This window comes from Anaerocolumna aminovalerica (genome assembly GCF_900115365.1).
Classification (GTDB): Bacteria; Bacillota; Clostridia; order Lachnospirales; family Lachnospiraceae; genus Anaerocolumna; species Anaerocolumna aminovalerica.
Genome location: NZ_FOWD01000016.1, coordinates 55,178 through 72,265, shown reverse-complemented (window position 1 = coordinate 72,265; position 17,088 = coordinate 55,178). Strand labels below are relative to the sequence as shown.

20 protein-coding genes are annotated in these 17,088 nt (G+C 32.7%); 12 read left to right on the top strand and 8 right to left on the bottom strand.

What is annotated here, in order from left to right:
* The first annotated feature begins 11 nt into the window (after window positions 1-11).
* Both BM183_RS10610 and BM183_RS10605 read left to right on the top strand, forming a co-directional pair.
* Window positions 12-935 (top strand): carbohydrate ABC transporter permease, encoded by a 924-nt coding sequence (locus BM183_RS10610; RefSeq protein WP_091686803.1) that lies wholly within the window; start codon window positions 12-14, stop codon window positions 933-935.
* 16 nt (window positions 936-951) lie between these two features.
* Complete coding sequence (locus BM183_RS10605) at window positions 952-1,779, top strand: carbohydrate ABC transporter permease (RefSeq protein WP_091686846.1); 828 nt, start codon at window positions 952-954, stop codon at window positions 1,777-1,779.
* A gap of 367 nt (window positions 1,780-2,146) precedes the next feature.
* Here the strand turns inward: BM183_RS10605 and BM183_RS10600 are convergent, their stop codons facing one another.
* From BM183_RS10600 to BM183_RS20710, 4 genes are all read right to left on the bottom strand, one after another.
* Window positions 2,147-2,575, bottom strand: coding sequence for a DUF4362 domain-containing protein (locus BM183_RS10600; protein ID WP_091686801.1), 429 nt, complete (start codon window positions 2,573-2,575; stop codon window positions 2,147-2,149).
* Window positions 2,576-2,656: 81 nt separating this feature from the next.
* Window positions 2,657-3,352, bottom strand: coding sequence for a transglutaminase-like domain-containing protein (locus tag BM183_RS10595; protein WP_091686800.1), 696 nt, complete (start codon window positions 3,350-3,352; stop codon window positions 2,657-2,659).
* Between the two features lie 54 nt (window positions 3,353-3,406).
* Entirely contained in the window at window positions 3,407-4,156 is a 750-nt protein-coding gene (locus tag BM183_RS10590; protein WP_091686798.1) for a helix-turn-helix transcriptional regulator, read from the bottom strand.
* Window positions 4,157-4,644: 488 nt separating this feature from the next.
* Entirely contained in the window at window positions 4,645-4,803 is a 159-nt protein-coding gene (locus BM183_RS20710) for a hypothetical protein (protein WP_170847958.1), read from the bottom strand.
* A 314-nt stretch (window positions 4,804-5,117) separates the two neighbouring features.
* Here BM183_RS20710 and BM183_RS10585 point away from each other — a divergent pair, with 314 nt between their 5' ends.
* The 6 genes from BM183_RS10585 to BM183_RS10560 all read left to right on the top strand — a co-directional run bounded on the left by BM183_RS10585 (window position 5,118) and on the right by BM183_RS10560 (window position 9,233).
* A complete protein-coding gene (locus BM183_RS10585; protein WP_091686844.1) occupies window positions 5,118-5,897 on the top strand; it encodes a SagB/ThcOx family dehydrogenase in 780 nt (259 codons plus the stop codon).
* A gap of 325 nt (window positions 5,898-6,222) precedes the next feature.
* Window positions 6,223-6,669 (top strand): MarR family winged helix-turn-helix transcriptional regulator, encoded by a 447-nt coding sequence (locus tag BM183_RS10580; protein WP_091686796.1) that lies wholly within the window; start codon window positions 6,223-6,225, stop codon window positions 6,667-6,669.
* Window positions 6,670-6,696: 27 nt separating this feature from the next.
* Window positions 6,697-7,536 (top strand): DUF6544 family protein, encoded by an 840-nt coding sequence (locus BM183_RS10575; RefSeq protein WP_091686795.1) that lies wholly within the window; start codon window positions 6,697-6,699, stop codon window positions 7,534-7,536.
* Between the two features lie 11 nt (window positions 7,537-7,547).
* The gene (locus BM183_RS10570; protein WP_091686793.1) at window positions 7,548-7,955 is read left to right on the top strand and encodes an FMN-binding protein; all 408 of its coding nucleotides are present in this window, start codon (window positions 7,548-7,550) and stop codon (window positions 7,953-7,955) included.
* Window positions 7,956-8,039: 84 nt separating this feature from the next.
* The gene (locus BM183_RS10565; RefSeq protein ID WP_091686792.1) at window positions 8,040-8,513 is read left to right on the top strand and encodes a flavodoxin domain-containing protein; all 474 of its coding nucleotides are present in this window, start codon (window positions 8,040-8,042) and stop codon (window positions 8,511-8,513) included.
* A 150-nt stretch (window positions 8,514-8,663) separates the two neighbouring features.
* Window positions 8,664-9,233, top strand: coding sequence for a xanthine phosphoribosyltransferase (locus BM183_RS10560; protein WP_091686790.1), 570 nt, complete (start codon window positions 8,664-8,666; stop codon window positions 9,231-9,233).
* A 134-nt stretch (window positions 9,234-9,367) separates the two neighbouring features.
* On the opposite strand, the gene BM183_RS10555 is transcribed toward BM183_RS10560, so the two are convergent.
* Window positions 9,368-9,586, bottom strand: a complete 219-nt coding sequence (locus BM183_RS10555) for a DUF3006 domain-containing protein (protein ID WP_091686789.1) — start codon at window positions 9,584-9,586, stop codon at window positions 9,368-9,370.
* Between the two features lie 26 nt (window positions 9,587-9,612).
* Entirely contained in the window at window positions 9,613-10,722 is a 1,110-nt protein-coding gene (locus BM183_RS10550; protein WP_091686787.1) for a ComEC/Rec2 family competence protein, read from the bottom strand.
* 347 nt (window positions 10,723-11,069) lie between these two features.
* Here BM183_RS10550 and BM183_RS10545 point away from each other — a divergent pair, with 347 nt between their 5' ends.
* The 4 genes from BM183_RS10545 (at window position 11,070) to BM183_RS10530 (ending at window position 14,679) form a co-directional block, all read left to right on the top strand.
* Entirely contained in the window at window positions 11,070-11,789 is a 720-nt protein-coding gene (locus BM183_RS10545; protein WP_091686785.1) for a LytR/AlgR family response regulator transcription factor, read from the top strand.
* Between the two features lie 198 nt (window positions 11,790-11,987).
* Window positions 11,988-12,719: a YiiX/YebB-like N1pC/P60 family cysteine hydrolase gene (locus BM183_RS10540; RefSeq protein ID WP_091686784.1), complete on the top strand. Its 732-nt coding sequence runs from the start codon at window positions 11,988-11,990 to the stop codon at window positions 12,717-12,719.
* 206 nt (window positions 12,720-12,925) lie between these two features.
* Window positions 12,926-14,029: a hypothetical protein gene (locus BM183_RS10535; RefSeq protein WP_091686782.1), complete on the top strand. Its 1,104-nt coding sequence runs from the start codon at window positions 12,926-12,928 to the stop codon at window positions 14,027-14,029.
* A gap of 17 nt (window positions 14,030-14,046) precedes the next feature.
* On the top strand, window positions 14,047-14,679 hold the full coding sequence (locus BM183_RS10530) for a DNA alkylation repair protein (protein WP_091686780.1): 633 nt from the start codon (window positions 14,047-14,049) through the stop codon (window positions 14,677-14,679).
* A gap of 236 nt (window positions 14,680-14,915) precedes the next feature.
* Here the strand turns inward: BM183_RS10530 and BM183_RS10525 are convergent, their stop codons facing one another.
* Window positions 14,916-15,809 carry a metallophosphoesterase gene (locus BM183_RS10525; protein ID WP_091686778.1) on the bottom strand — a complete coding sequence of 298 codons (894 nt, stop codon included), beginning with the start codon at window positions 15,807-15,809 and terminating at the stop codon, window positions 14,916-14,918.
* A gap of 121 nt (window positions 15,810-15,930) precedes the next feature.
* On the bottom strand, window positions 15,931-16,896 hold the full coding sequence (locus tag BM183_RS10520; RefSeq protein WP_091686777.1) for a GIY-YIG nuclease family protein: 966 nt from the start codon (window positions 16,894-16,896) through the stop codon (window positions 15,931-15,933).
* Between the last annotated feature and the right edge of the window lie 192 nt (window positions 16,897-17,088).

Below are 17,088 nucleotides of genomic sequence, written 5' to 3'. Positions count from 1 at the left end.
GGTGATAAACCATGAGTGACATGGCAAAAACGAAACCAATGAGAAGAAAAACCACCAAACGTGAGAAAAAAGAATGGGTCGCAGCCTATATATTTATTGCACCATTGGTAATCGGTATATTTGTATTTTACATTTATCCCTTTATTCAGAATTTTTGGTTTAGCTTTAATGATGTAAATCGTTTTAACATAAGTACTTTTACAGGTTTAGAGAATTATAAGGCTTTAATTAAAGATAAAGAGTTATACAGAACTTTAGGAAATACTATAAAATATGTTATCATTACCGTTCCCGTTGGAATATGTTTGTCTATACTGATAGCCACACTTTTAAATGCTAAAATCAGAGGTACCTCCATATACAGAACCATTTATTTTCTTCCCTCTGTAACTATGTCCGTAGCCATAGCATTAGTATGGAAATGGATGTACAACGGTGAATTCGGTATATTAAATAATATTTTAGGTGCATTTGGAATAGAGGGCCAGAACTGGCTCTCTAACCCAAAGACAGCTTTGTATATGGTTATGATTGTTGGTATCTGGATGTCGGTTGGTTATAATATGATTATTTTACTGGCAGGTATGCAGGGAATTTCAAAATCCTATTATGAAGCTGCAGCTATTGATGGTGCCGGTCCTGTGAAACGGTTTTTTAAGATTACGATACCAATGTTAACTCCAACAATTTTCTTTGTTATGATTACTTCTATAATCGGTGGTTTCCAGGTATTTGACACTATTTATATGATGATCGGTAAAACCAGTTTGGCCTATGAAAGCACACAGACTTTGGTTATGATGTTCTACCGTTATGCCTTTGATTACGGTCAAAAGGGATATGCGGCAGCTATCTCCATTGTTATATTTGCTATCATTATGCTTATAACAATCTTTCAGTTTGTGATGCAGAAGAAGTGGGTAAATTATGATTAAGAAAGGGGGAAAGAGTATGCGAAATCGTCAAAGTATTCAACATTTATTTATTCATTTAGCCTTAATCATTGGTACCGGTGTAACAATACTCCCATTCCTCTGGATGGTATTCACTTCTTTTAAAACAGTAGGTGAAGCAATGGCCATACCGCCAACAATTCTCCCTAAGGCATTTAATTTTGATTCCTATAAGAATATATTAGATTCTCTGCCTTTTGAAAGAGTTTATCTAAATACGATTATTTCAACTGTTGCAACTGTAATCGGACAGATAACTTTTTGTACTATGGCAGGTTATGCATTTGCCAGACTTGATTTTCCCGGAAAAAATATGATATTTATTATAATTTTATCCGTATTAATGGTACCCGGGCAGATATTCCTTGTACCTCAATATATGATTATATTAAAAATGGGACTGTTAGATACCATACCGGCTTTGTTCCTTCCAAACTTATTCAGTGCCTTTGGTACTTTCATGATGAGACAGTTTTTCACCTCAATTCCAAAAGAATTAGAAGAGGCAGCTATGCTGGATGGATGCAACAGATTCCAGACCTTTGGAAGAATTATGGTTCCATTAGTAAAATCAGGTGTTGTTGCATTAGTTATCTTCACTGCAAAATTTGCATGGAATGACTTTATGTGGCCATTGATTGTTAATACATCACCTAAGATGATGACCTTAGGTCCCTCCCTTTCTACTTTACAAGGACAGTATACCACCAATTATCCGGCTCAAATGGCAGGTGCGGTTATGGCGGTTGTCCCTATGGTTTTATTATTCTTTATCTTCCAGAAACAATTTGTGGAGGGTGTTGCACATACTGGTGTTAAGGGTTAGTCTATTATTTTTCAAAAAGAACGCTTTGCCCTGACGGTTGTGTTAGGATGTTGCAATAGTCAGGTTATGAATAATGCGCGGTCGGGCATGTATCATATTTTTTCGAAATCTGTGTCGAGTCGCGGGCAAAATACTTATCTCTCATTAAAACCTTACTAAAAAATCCTTGCAAAAACCCATAAATTAAAGATTTTTACAAGGATTTTTTAGAGGTTTTATAATCGAGAGAAGTATAAACAGTGGCATTCTCTTTCTTACCACTATGCCCACATACTCGACCCACATTGTCTACAAAATATGATACATGCCCAACCGCATTTTTAAGTGCGCCATATATGGTGATACCAGGATGTGAAAATAAAGAATTTTATCTTTGTATAATTTTTGAAGCAAATTGAAAAACTCTATTATCACACTCTAAAAGATTGTAAGTCCTAAATACCATTCCATAGCGCTGTAGAATATCTGTATATATTTTATAACCATAAAAAGTAAAATATTTTGGTACAGCTTCTACCCTAGTTGTATCCGCAGTATATTTAATTATATTTCCATCATATTGTAAGACAACGGTTACTGGAGGACCATCTATACCAAATTCAGTGATTCTAACTGTATCTGGAATACCAAGATTTACATTTTGAATAAATTGATCTAGTCTTTCAAAGTTATGATCTTCTAATTGATCATCTACTATATCATTATTATAAAGTGCCATTTCTTTGGTATAATTTCTTGGTAAGGCTGCAAGCATTTCTTCTGCAGAATAACGTTCAAAATAGTTAATAATATCCATATTAAAAACCCCGCTTTATAATGGTTTTTCATAATTACTATACAAACATTATACAATCTGATGCCGATTAATGTTTATAATTCAATTACGAATTCTTTCTACATTGCGATTCATAAGTTTACGTCCGATATTCCGATACATCCATTTTTTTAGGGGTGATAACTTCTGTTGGTGTTTCTTAAAGAATTCATCAGGGGAATCGAACAGGCCGAAGTCGTTGTTGATGCCTTCTTTTTGAATATAAGTATCATTGGCATTCCAATCTACTTGTGGGTTTTGAAAGTTATCAGTAGCGGCGCCATATCCACAAAAGTTGGTTTTGCAATCGGAAAACTTTTCTTGAAGCTTTTTCAGATATTCACTATCCAGAATGAAGCCCTCCAGGTTATACCATTGGTCCTTATATTGAATTTCAACCCAGCTATGAATAATACTTTGGGGAGCAAGTTTATAAATCAGTCCTGTCATGGCACCTTTTTGTAATTTCTTATTAATGGTAAAACCATGAATCCGGCAAGGTATTCCAACCGCTCTCAGAAGGGCCATAAATAGGGTTCCCTTTGTATTACATTGTCCATAGCCGTCATTTAAAACTTCAGAGGCGGAAATGGTATCATCTGTGTTATATCCAAAGGCAATATCATCCCGTACAAAGTTATAGATTTTTTGGATTTTCTGAAACTCATCCTCCTTTGCCCACTGTCTTTCCTTTATTAATTTCTGTATGGAGTTATGGGAAAAATTCAACATCCCTGTTTCTTTCAAATATTTATTCATGGTGTAATCCTTCCTTTCCTTCTGTTTGATTACACTTTACCAGAATAATTATCATTAAACTTTCAAAAACTCGCTATCTCTTATAATATTTGTTGCAGACATTCCTGTCATCATTTTATTCGTATATGCAAGATGTGATGGGCTGTCAAAACCGGCATTAAGAGCAGCTGTGGTTATGTTTTCACCATTAAAAATTGACTCGTATGCTATCTGAAGTTTATGCAAAACAATATAACTTTTCAGAGGTATACCTGTTTCTTCTTTAAACAAATGTGCCAGGCGGCTTTCAGAGAGGCAGGTCTTGTCAGAAAAATGCTTTATCTGATGAAATTCGTCTTCATGTATGCAGTCATCCAAGAGATTTAACACTTCAATAACCCTGTTGTCGAAATTTTTCATATTACTGTAATCAAATTGGGAGATTATGCTCTCAACAAAAGAAATAAAAGCGTCGTTGCTTTTTTGTATAAGCCCATGTTTAAAAGCCCGTTGCATAAGGACGGTATTTTCAGGGGGGAATACATAAAAGGGCTGATCCAGTAATAACTCTCTCAGCACATGCCCAAGCTCTGTGGTTGGATCAGCCAGAATGGTGAAATGGGGGCATCTGTCCGCACTGAATAAATGGGGTGTATCCACATTTACAAGAATGGCACCGCAAGTGATATATTGTCCATTCACTTCAATATTTAATTCCTTTTCACTGCTGAGAAACAGTTGCAGCAGCCAGTGCTTATGACAATCTGCTTCTATACTATCTGAAATTGCCATAAAATTTTTACCGTATTTAATGATATAGTTCATTTCATCACCTATGAGATAAGTTTACATTGCTTAATCTAAGTTTCAAATTGTAAAATTGTATTATATACCGTAATATTATTTAGCTTTACTATATCATCAATTACTGCAAAAGTGAATTGTTATCTTTTAAAACTAATGAATGAAAAAGCAAAACAAAATAATGTCGTAAAATCAAATTGGGAAGTTAAATTTAAGAACGAGAACAAATTAGTGACTAATAGTCAAAACAGAATTATATTTATATAGATGAAATAGTGGAAGCATGGAAAAAGTTGGGATTACCGATGAAGATATTGGGGAATTCTGTGATATAGCAATCAGTAAAAGTCTGTTGCAAAATGAATGTGATACAGGTTTTTTCTTCCATGCCTGATAGTTTGCTTCTATTTTGCAACAGTTCTTTTTTATAGAGATGAAAGATTTTAGGGAAAATATTACTAAGCAATTAAGATACAGGTTTCTGCCGGCAAACTATTTCTATATGATTGTTACTTTTTATTGTTTCTGCTTTTTTCGTGTTTGCCTTCATGGACACCAATAACCTGCCCGTTTATCATTCCAACGTCTGCATTATCTTTCGGCTTCATTTTTCTCAATTCAGAATTGCTTTTTTCTCTATCACGCATTCTATTTTTATTATTATCCATATTGTAATCCTTTCTATTATTTACTAAAGTATTTTAGTCAGGGTTATAAAAATATTCAAACATTGTACATATTTTAGTATTTGCAAAAGAAATAAAATTATTTTTCCAATTTTATTGACATACGGTTAATTTCAGATTTGTTGATATTTTATTAATGAGTGATATAATAAGAGAAGAAAATATATTGCCATTTTATTTGTAAAACTAGAACAGAGTGGCAAAAAAGAGTTAATATGAAGTGGGAAGTTAAGAATTTATATAAATGGTATATAAAACAATTTCATAAAAAGATAGAAATAATTGGAGGTATTATAATGGCAGATGAAAATACTAAATTAAAAATAATGGAATTAAGGGAAATGATGAAGGTCCCAACAGAGGATATATTAAGTGATCAATTAAAAGGATTACCACAACCTCCTTTAGAAAGAAATTTTGGTGGTAAAAAGACTATTTCTCTTACAAAAAATTTTGAAGATGTAGTTAAGAATAATGATTTTCTGAATTTAATCAATTCCAGAACCAGTAAAAGAAAATACAATGAAGAACCTTTGAATCAATACGAACTTGCCTTCCTGCTTTGGTCAACACAGGGAATTAAGAGTATAGTAGGGAAGGAAAGAAAAGCTACTTTTCGTACGGTACCTTCCGCTGGAGCGAGACATCCTTTTGAAACTTATTTATTTATAAACAAAGTGATTGGTCTACAGCCGGGATTATATCATTATATGGCAGTAGAACATCAACTTGAATATTTAGGCCCAATAGAGAATCAGGCAGAACGGGTTAGCGAAGCTTTTGGAGGACAGAATTTCTTTGCCAATGCACCGGTTGGTTTTGTATGGTCCGTAATCCCTTATCGAACAGAGTGGCGTTATAGTAACAATGCTCAAAAATATGCATTGGTAGATGTAGGACATGTATGCCAGAATCTTTATCTTGCTTGTGAAGCAATTGAATGCGGCGCATGTGCTATAGGTGCATATGAACAGCCTTTAGCAGATAAACTGTTAGGTTTTGGTACTTCGCCATCAGCAGATAAAGAAACTGAATTTGTAGTTTATGCAGCAGCAGTGGGTAAGGTAGATAGATAATAAATTTATATGAGAGAAAATAGTATGGAGGAAAACCAATACCCTATGATTTAATAAGGGAGATAGTAAAGTTTAGAGTGAAAGAAAGTATAGAGAAGCATCAAAACAAAAGAAATAACAAGTGAACAGGTAATTGCAAAATAATAAAATGTCATTCTGAATGTTAATTCAGCATAGCTGAATATTTTCTCTCAGAATGGCATTTTATTATTTTGTATAAACCATTTTAAATATTGATAAAAAATTATTGACTTTTTATTTAATACGTAATATATTACCTATATAGGTAATATATTACGTATTAAAATTTTAAGGAGTTGCAAAAATGAATAACCAGGATAAACAAAAATATATATTTGGCAGTCTCTTTCTACTTGCCAACAAGTTGCAGGTAAAAGGTGATGCTTACCTGGCAGATGATGAAATGACTACAAAACAATGGTTTTTAATCGTAATGATTTCACAATTTAAAGATACTCCCCCTATGCTGTCTGAGGTAGCAAATCTAATGGGTTCTACCAGGCAGAATGTAAAACAGCTTGCGTTAAAGCTTGAAGAAAAAGGTTTCTTAGTAATTGAGAAGGATCAAAATGACAACAGAATATTACGGTTGAGATTAACGGAAAAAAATAATAAGTTTTGGGATAAACGAGATGCAAAAGATAATAGCTTTGTAGAAAATCTATTTAAAAATTTTACGAAAGAAGAGATTGATGTGATGTATCATGGAATAGAAAAAATGTTAGAAGCAGTTAAAGATGAAAGCATTTAAGTTTTTATTTATGGAAGGAGGCTTGATATGATTATCTATAGTGCAGTAATTTTAGTTGTAATTGCAAGTCTTATTTATTATTTATCCAATGCCTTAAGAAGAAAATATAATGCTGAAGTTAGAGAAGGCTTATATAGAGTAAAAAATATGGAAGAGTCTGTACTTACGGAAAAAGATATTGCTCATTTGCCGGAACCTGTACAAAAATATCTTAAATATGTGGGAGTATTAGGCAAGGAAAAGGTAAAAGATTTTAAAGTTTTAATAAATGGAACCATGAAAACAGATAAGAACAGAGAATGGTCTCAAGTTAAGATAGGGCAGCATAGTTTTTTAGATAAAATAACAAGGCTTTTTTATTTAAATCTTAATATGTCAGGAATTCCGGTTCTCGGATTGCATTTTTATAAAAACGGAATTGCAACAATGGAAATTAAAGTGTTAGGCTTAATTCCCATTGTAGAAGGAATGGGTAAGAAAATGAACCAGGCTGAAACAGTAACTGTTTTTAATGATATGTGTATTCTGGCTCCGGCTTCCCTGATTGATAAAAGAATTCATTGGGAACTGGTTGATTCACATTCGGTAAAAGCAATTTTTTGTAACGACGGTAATTGTATAACAGCGACCTTATATTTTAATGACATTGGACAATTAACTAACTTTGTTTCAGATGACAGATATTACTCTCCCACTGGTAAAACCTTTGAAAGTGTCAGATGGTCTACTCCTGTTAGTTCCTACAAGAATATAAACGGTTTTAATCTGGTGACCTATGGCGAAGCTATATGGAACTTTCCCGATGGGGATTTTTGTTATGCAAAATTTAATATACAGGACATTAAATATAATAATAATAATGATTAGTTGGGGATGGTATGAAATTAATGAAAAAGGAAAATAAAAGAAAAAGATACCTGCTAAGTGTAATACTTATCTTTGTAACTATATTTATAGTTGCATTACTAGTAAAATTCAATGAAATAAATAAAGAGATGAGCAATATAGTAATTTCCACTATGGATTTCGCTGATATAAAAGATGGAATATATGAAGGAGAATACTATATTCAAGATTTTATAGGAGCAAAAGTAAAGGTTACCATTGAAAATGGTAAGATTAAAAATATAGCATTATTAGACCATAAATATGGACTGGGTAAAAAAGCAGAAGAGATTATTAATACAATTAAGGAAAAACAAACATTAGAAGTTGATACTATTTCAGGAGCAACTCATAGTAGTACCGTAATTATAAAAGCCATTGAAAATGCATTAATGGAATAATATATAGTATAAATATAATTAATTAATCCAGTAGTTTATATTTACAAAAATAAATGGTGTTAAGGCACCGGAATCGAGGATATTATGAAAACAGCATTTCTTTATGCCACAAAATATGGTTGTGTAGAACAATGCGGAAAAATAATAGCAGAAAAACTGAATGGAGTTATGGACTTTTATAATCTTAAAGCCAACAACAATGTAGACCTTACCCAATATGACAGAGTAATCCTTGGTGGTTCTATCTATGTGGGAAAAATTCAGAAAGAAGTTACTGAATTTTCTCTGAATAATTTAAAAACCCTAAAAAATAAAAAATTGGGCTTGTTCATCTGCTGTCTGATGGAAGGAGAAGAAGCAGAGACACAGTTAAGAAATGCATATCCGGAAACATTACTGGAACATGCGGCAGCAAAAGAATATCTTGGCGGTCAGGCGGTATTTAATAAAATGAACTTTTTCCACCGTTTTATCTTAAAAAAAGTAGCTAAAACAGATAAGGATGTATATAATTTGTCAAATATAAATATAGAAAGATTTGTAAATGCCTTAAATTAAATAAATAAAATGGTCCTCCAATTTTAGCAGCTTTTCTATTATGTAAGAATTTATATATTGATTAAACCGCTGTATTTTAGTAGAATAAAAATAATACATTTAAGGATAAGTAAATACATTACAGTGAGCTGGTTAAGAATGGGAGGAAAAATGAAGTTATTAGAAGAACGCATTATAAAGGATGGAGTACTAAAAGAGGGTGGAGTTCTTAAAGTTGACAGTTTTTTAAATCATCAGATGGACATTGAATTAATAAACGAAATCGGAAAAGAATTTCTAAGGCTTTTTAAACATAAAAATATTACTAAAATACTGACCGTAGAAGCCTCCGGAATAGGTATCGCATGTATTACGGCACAATACTTCGGAGTGCCTGTAGTTTTTGCAAAGAAAGCACAATCCAAAAATTTGGATGGAGAAATTTATACAACGGAAGTACATTCCTTTACACATAATAAAGATTATACCATTCGTGTGTCTAAAAAATTTATAACTTCAGAAGATCGTGTTTTAGTTATTGATGACTTTTTAGCAAATGGAAAAGCCTTAATCGGGCTTATGGAGATATTAAAGCAAGCCGGAGCTACCTTGGCAGGATGTGGAATCTGTATAGAAAAAGGCTTCCAGAATGGGGGAGATTATATTAGAGGAATGGGAATCGACCTTCAATCACTGGCAATTGTTGATTTAAATGAAAAAGGTGAGCTTATTTTCAGATAAATAAAAGGATTTGTTCCGTAACGTAATATATGGAAAGTGAGTTATGATTAAGTGCTTTTACTTAAAAAACTCACTTTCCATTTTTGATTCAGGCTTTTCTTCATACATTAAATGGTCAGCCCGGTTGACATTAATTATTCAAACAAATGGTTCATCTTTTCCCGAATTCTATGTTCTCTTTCCAGTTTTTCATTAACGTCAATAGAAAAGGTACCATCTTCTTTTTCGATGATACAATCTCCTTCCTTAATACATTCAGGCAATTTGGATCTTAGAATATGAAGGAAGGATTGATCCTCTTGCTCACATATGGCATATATATCCTCAAAACGGTCAATAATGTATTTTTTCATAGGTTCCTCCTATCTGATTGTAGATGCTATTTCGTAGGCGGTTTACAGGTTCCGCATGGTTCTAATCCCTTAGCAAGAGCTTCATCTAAGGTGACCTCTATGTCAACAGTCAGAAAACGGCAGCTTGTAACGTGATATTTGCGTCCGGTACTGGTAATATGGACAATAGTCTTACCGGAATCTTTACTCTTATCCTTTACTGCTGTGGTGCTGTTATTCTTTGCTGTTCCTGACAAATCTGACTGGTTAATAGAGTAGGGTTCTTTATTAACAGTAATATGTTCCCCATCGGAAGTAAATATAATAGTATTTTGTATATCCGTTCGAAAAACTTTTATGTTCCTGTCTTTTAATTTTTGTAAGGTTTCCACATGGGGGTGTCCATATGAATTATCAGCACCTGCAGTAATTACTCCATAGTCAGGATCAACTTCATCTAGGAAATTGTCATGGCTGCTGGTTGAAGAACCATGATGTCCAAGCTTTAACACATCTGCGGATAAATCAATGCCATTGTTAAGCATCTCAGCTTCAGATAATTCTTCTGCATCCCCTGTTAGCAGAAAGGAATTCTCACCGTTGGTGAATTTAATTCCTACACTATAATCATTTAATTCCTTATAACCGGAAGCATTGGGAGCTATGATAGTAAAGGAGGATGCACCTAAAGTATATGTATTACCTGCAACGGCTTTTGTGATTCTTAAGCCTTTCTCAGCAATGGCATCCAAAACATCTTCAAAGGTTTTGGTAGTATGTGTAACATCGGGCATAATTACTTTTCCAATGTCAAAAGAATGAATTACATTATCCAATCCTCCAATATGGTCACTGTGAGGATGAGTTCCTATTACATAATCTAATTTCTTAATCCCCAGTTCCTTTAAATAATTTACTACTGTAATCCCTTGGTTATTTTCACCTGCGTCTATTAACATATAGTGCTCATCTGCTTCAATTAAAATAGCATCTCCTTGCCCAACATTAATAAAATGGACTTTACTGAAAGAAGATGCATTAGTTGAAACATTATTCATAGTTTCCTTTGGTACTTCTTTTGTTATAAATATAATGGATAAAATCAGAAGGAATATACTGCATACCCAACCTAAGGATTTGAAAATTTTATTTAACATTCTGAAACCTCCTATACAAGAATTATAGCATAGAAGCCTTGAGATAGAAGTAGAATTACAATATTTTTTGTGCCTGATAAGTAGTAAAAAATCACTATAGACAAACCAAACAAGAAACATTTGTAATTTATGTAAGAATATAGTAAAATATCAGTATAACGTTAAAAAATGTAAATACTGATTACCGAAATGGGGGTGGACTGGAGAGGATTTAAGTAGCGGATTTAGAATACAAAGAGTAACGCTAGATGAGACAAAAACTATTTTTAGAAGAAATAATAAGTAAAGTAGAGATTTAAACCATAAATAATGTAACACTTGAATCTTCTATGGAGGGGTGATAGGTAATGTTTCGAATAGCAATATGTGATGAAGATCAGATTAGTTGTGCTAACATTGAGAATATTATCTTAAGTTACAGTAAAAGAATAAATGAAAAAATGGAAATTGAAGTGTTTTATTCAGGGGGAGAATTACTGAAATTTATTCTGAAGGAGTACTGTTTTGACTTGATATTTATTGAAATGAATTTAAAACATATCAATGGAATAACAGTTGGGAAAATTATTCGTGACTTATTGGATTACCAAAGGGTTCAGATAGTATATATGTCCAAAACGGATAAATATTTAATGGAATTATTCAATATAAGGCCTATGCACTTTATTGAAAAACCAATTGAATCCTACAAAATAATTAATGATATACGTTTAGCCATGAAATTAACGGATAGCCTAGGAGCAGTCTTCAGCTATAAAAAGGGATATGATATTCATAAGGTTCCTTTAAAGAATATTCTATATTTTGAAAGCGAAGACCGTGAAATCAGGATGGTAACCACAACAGGAGAAGAAATTTTTTATGGTAAATTGGAAAATGTATATAATCAGGTAGCAAAATATCAGTTTGTAAAGATACATAAATCTTATATTATTAATTATGCCCATGCAAGCATGCTTAATTATAATGAGGTAGTCATGTCTAATACCGACTGTTTACCAATCAGTCAGTCAAGAAGAAAAATAATAAGAGAACTATTTATGGAACATGAAACAGGAGTTTTTTAGTTTACTTCAAAAGAGTATATTAATTTCTGCAAGAGTCCGCACAAATAGGAAAATTATGCTAATATGCAATTACCGGAAGATACAAAGTAAAGGGGGTAATTGCTATGAGAGCGTAGAAAAATGAAAAGGTAATAATGCTGATGCACAAAGTTGTTATCATTATTCAGAAGGCGTTAAAACGCCAGAATCGAGGTTAATATGAAAAAATTTAGAAGATTATTATCCGTGATAGTTATTGTAGCAATGTTTGCCTCAATGAGCATTATGGTTTCTGCAGAGCAGGATGCATTAGATGGATTTAAAAACTTACCTTATTCTGATTCTATTGTTTACACTCCCGATGGTAAAGTGGATGGTGCATATTATGAAAATCTTCAGCAGAAATTAATAAATGAGTTTACTTATAAGAATAAAAATTCTATAACCAAATCAGTTCTCCAAAGAGAAATGCAGTTAAGTGCAACACATAATACCATTCCGGGTGATGTATATGTATCCTTTACCGGAACCACCTCCGGAATTGACTTTGCGTTGGTTGGACATGCTTCTTTGGTGGAAACCTCCGGCGGAGTATGGTGTATCTCTTCCTGGCCTGAGAAAGACGGTCATGTAAATGGAGTTCAGTATGAATATAATTATTGGCCGGGCCGTAATAAAATCTACGGATTAAGAGTAACAGAGGGTACCTCTGCTTCCAGAGCAGCAGCAGTAAAAGCAGCAAGAGATTATGTAAATACAAGTCCAAGAATTCCTTATAACTGGAATTTCCTAAATAAATTTACAACAAGCAGTTTCTATTGCTCCCAGCTTGTATGGAGATGCTGGAAAACAGCCGGAATTGACATTGATAGATTCCCTTACGATACGGTAGTATCACCGGCAGAACTTACAGGATCTAACATGACGGTGCTATTTTATGTAAATGATTAAACTTATCATTGCAGGGCCTGTTGAAATACTGAAATATTTGATCCCTTTTATATATCTAGTACAGCAGGCCCTGCTGTATACAGAGTTAAGTAAACTTTATATATTGTTATTACAAAGGTATGAATTAGGCAGGAACCAACTGTTAAAATTATAAAAGCATGGTTTTAAGGCATTATAATAGTCTTAAATGCAGAAAGAGGTAAATGATGAAAAAACGATTCATAATAATCCTCATTATTTGCAGTATTATCTTAATCTCCTGTGAAAAAGCAGCAAAATTTACAGCGAAAAATGTTCCGTTAAAGGATGCTAAATACTTGATTTCTTTTAGCGGAAGTGATATGAACCAATTTAGTAATTCCATATCTGTTTTATATGAAGATGGCAGCGTGAAAGAAATACCTGTAAATACCTCTATGGTATTGGAAAATGCCATTGAAAATCAGGGAGAGTATTATTTTTATTCCAGACAAAAAAATATTCATTACCGGATGAAGGATGGCCGGATAGAGCAATTTTCAATTATGGAGGATGTATATTCCGATGGATATTATGGAGTATTAAATGCATATCCAACAAAAAATGGCTGTATCCAAATCTTAAACATAGGCGTAAAAGATGGGGTCTATGTTACGGACATAGTTAGAACCAGTAATGATATGGAGGAATTAATATATAATTTAGAAAATAAGTTAGCCTGTTCTGTAACTACAGAGGGTGATTTGCTTCATATAGCATATATAGATTTAAAAACTGAAAAACCGGATCAAAATTCCATAGGCAGCAGCGGGATTATGACACTGGATATGGAGAGCAAAAGAATAATAGCAGATACTTTGTTACCAAATCAATACAGGGTAGAACCTGACAGACCAATTGTTGGATTTGACGGTGCCATTATTGTCTATTCCCAGGAACTTACGGAAGAAGGAATTCCTACGGATAAATCTTACATAGCAGCATATAAAGAGGGCAGACAGATAAAAGAATTAGTGGTGGAAAATTTTAATATCCTTGAGTCCTATGTACATGATAACAATTTGTATTTGTTTGGCGATGGTGGTATGATTAAAATATATGATTCAAATTATCAGATCATTGCTGATTACAATCTTAAGATAGAGGATGTCATAAGAAAAATCTATTTTAAAGATAATTATGTATTTACTGCACTATATGGCAATGATTATAAAATGTATATTCATAAATATAATTTAGATTCGGGTATATCGGAAGAAAAGTTTGAAGTACCTTACCCATCTGTAATTGATTGGGAAATAGAAAATTTCACTTTTATACCGAATCCGTAACTTTGTGAGGAAAGAAATTGAATAGGATAAGAGAAGAATTATTTAATTTAGCAGATGAAAAGTACAGACTATTTCAAATGGGGTTATGCCCCGATACAGATGGAATTATAGGTGTCAGGTTACCTGTTTTAAGAAAACTTGCCAAAGAAATAGCTAAAGGAGATTGGAGAACATATCTTAAGAATGGAAATAACCAATACTTTGAAGAAATTATGTTAACAGGCATGGTAATTGGCTGTGTAAAAACGGATATGGAAGAAATATTAAAGTATGTTGGAGAATTTGTTCCTCAAATAGATAATTGGGCTGTCTGTGATAGCTTTTGTGCCGGATTAAAGTTTACAAAATTAAACAAAAGCAGAGTATGGGACTTTTTACAACCCTATCTGTTTTCAAAGGAAGAGTTTCAAATACGTTTTGGTGTTGTAATGCTTCTTGATTATTATATTGAAGATGATTACATAGACAGAATATTAAACATATTCAACGAAATCAACCGGGAAGACTATTATGTTAAAATGGCTGTTGCATGGGCCGTATCTATGTGTTTTGTAAAATATGAGGTAAAAACTATTCATTTTTTAGAGGAGAATGAATTGGATGATTTTACTTATAATAAAGCAATTCAAAAGATCATTGAGTCTTTATGAGTGGATCAAGAAACAAAAACAAAATTAAAGAAAATGAAACGTACAATGATTTAATAACAGATTATTATCTTATACCTCCTTCCATAGATATCCTCAGAAGGGGCTGCTGCAAATTAATAAACTGACATTTTTTAGTACAAATTCAGCATAGCTGAATTTGAGGGGAGAATGAAAAAACTAAGAATAACAGTTTATGTTTGCGGCAGTCTCTTTTCTGTTCATATTGTAATTATTATTTATGTGGGAAGGTATTTTTCAATGGGAACCGGACCTCTTACTACAGTTCTGATTACATGAAGTGATCCGTCCTTGTCTGCACGGATTCGCCAGTCTACCATCATAATTTTACCGTTTGCTATTTCTATGCCGTTAATACCTCTTGTATGGATACAGCAGCCGGTATTAAAATAGGGGAGTTCTTTCCTTTTGGGGAATTTTGGCCTGTGGGTATGGCCGCAAATAAGCATCATTTTGTGCCGCCTGATCCACTTTTTATAATTCTTCTCTATTTTATGGCGTTTAAAATGATTCCTGGCAGGACTGGAAGGATTATGAAATCCTACTACATGCATGAACCTCCAGAAATACCGTAAGGTAAGCATAGAAATAAACCACAATTGATCGTTCATTAAGTCACCCTGATGTCCGTGAACAATCAGTATCTCCTGACCGGATTCCTTGTTTTTTAAAATCAGTGCTTCCTGGGGAGTAAGGCCGTAATATAATTCATGCATATCCTGAGTATATTCGTCATAAAATTGAAAGTAATTTTTCTTCACATACCTTTTATTCTTTAAATAGATATTGTGATTGCCATAAATCATTATTAACCGGTTGTCATCAAAGTATTTTTTGATCACTGTAAATATATCACTGTGGGCTAAGCGAATATATCTGAACTCTTTATATTCCCAAAGCTCATCTCCATCACCTGCTTCAACATAGGTGTAACCATTGTTATAATAATGATCCAAGGCATGTAATAATACATTTTGATTTCTTGCAAATTCATCGGATACACTGTCGTCTCCACGATGAATATCACTAAAGAATATATATTTAGAATTTTTATCAAAGTATTCTACTCTTGCTTTTTTGTAAGCATCGGTCAGTCTTTTATCCGTAAACATAGTGAACACCCCATTTGTTTTTCCTTAAAATATTACATCTTATGATTTTCTATTTATATTATTTGACAAATATAGAAATATTATTATTACTATATAAAATATTAAAAGGGGTATAAAAACTCTAAATAGTTTCCAAAATACATTCCTTTGGTAAAGATAGTATTTCTGAGTATATAATATCGCGAAAATCCATGCCTGCTTTATCATCAAAATTATGGGATAGGAGGATTTTTTGTTTTTTGCTTTTCTTTATAAAAGAATTCATCTGTCTGCTATTTAGGATGGGGAAAAATTCTTTATGTATTATCTGCCCTTTTGAAACAAAGAAAAGTTTATATCCGGTGGAGGCGGGGATTTTTAATACAATATCTTTGAAAAACATATGGTCATATCGAAAGATACCATTATTCAGATATTTGATACCTTCCATCATATCCCTGTATTTTGAAGCTGTTTCAAATTTATAGCAGGATGCGGCTTCTTTCATTTTAGATTCCAACTGTTTTGTTAATATTTCCATATTTACATTATCAGAAAATAATTCTAAAAGTGCTGTTCTATTTATTTCAAAGGTATCCCTATTTAAGGGAATAGGTAAAATGTGATAATCAAATTCAAACCCTTCAGCAGTTTTTTCCATAGGAAATATATGCTTTAGAGAATCAATGATGTCATAAATGGAGTGTTTTCTCCTGAAGGGGCCGTAACAATTATCTTCTCTGTCAAGGATAATGGAAAGTGAGTTATAATTATTGAAGTCATTAACCTTTAAATAGACATAATTCTTATCATGCTTCATCTGGGAATTAAAACTTGGCTTAATACTTTTAATTAATTCACATTCAAGAAGTCTTGCTTCCAAATGGGTATCTGTTACTTCATATTCAATATTATCAATAAATAAAACTAATTTATTGACCTTTTCCCACTTTGGAGAATTGACAAAATAAGATTTTACACGTTTTTTAAGACATTTGCTTTTACCAATATATATTATATTTCCCAGGGAATCCAGCATTTTATAAACACCGGGAAGTTCCGGAAGGGTATGTAGCTGTTCCTTTAGTTTTTCAGATACTTTAATCATAGGTTCCACCTTTACTTTCCTATATAACTAAGGATATTTTAAAGGAAATTATGGAGATATACAATAGAAATGTTTATTTGGTCAGAAGTTCAGGTTAATATAGATTTAATATAAGCTCTGGTTATAACCTGTATAAGGACTATTAGTTTTACTGGAGACTATTTGAGTGCTATAATATAATTAACAAAATAT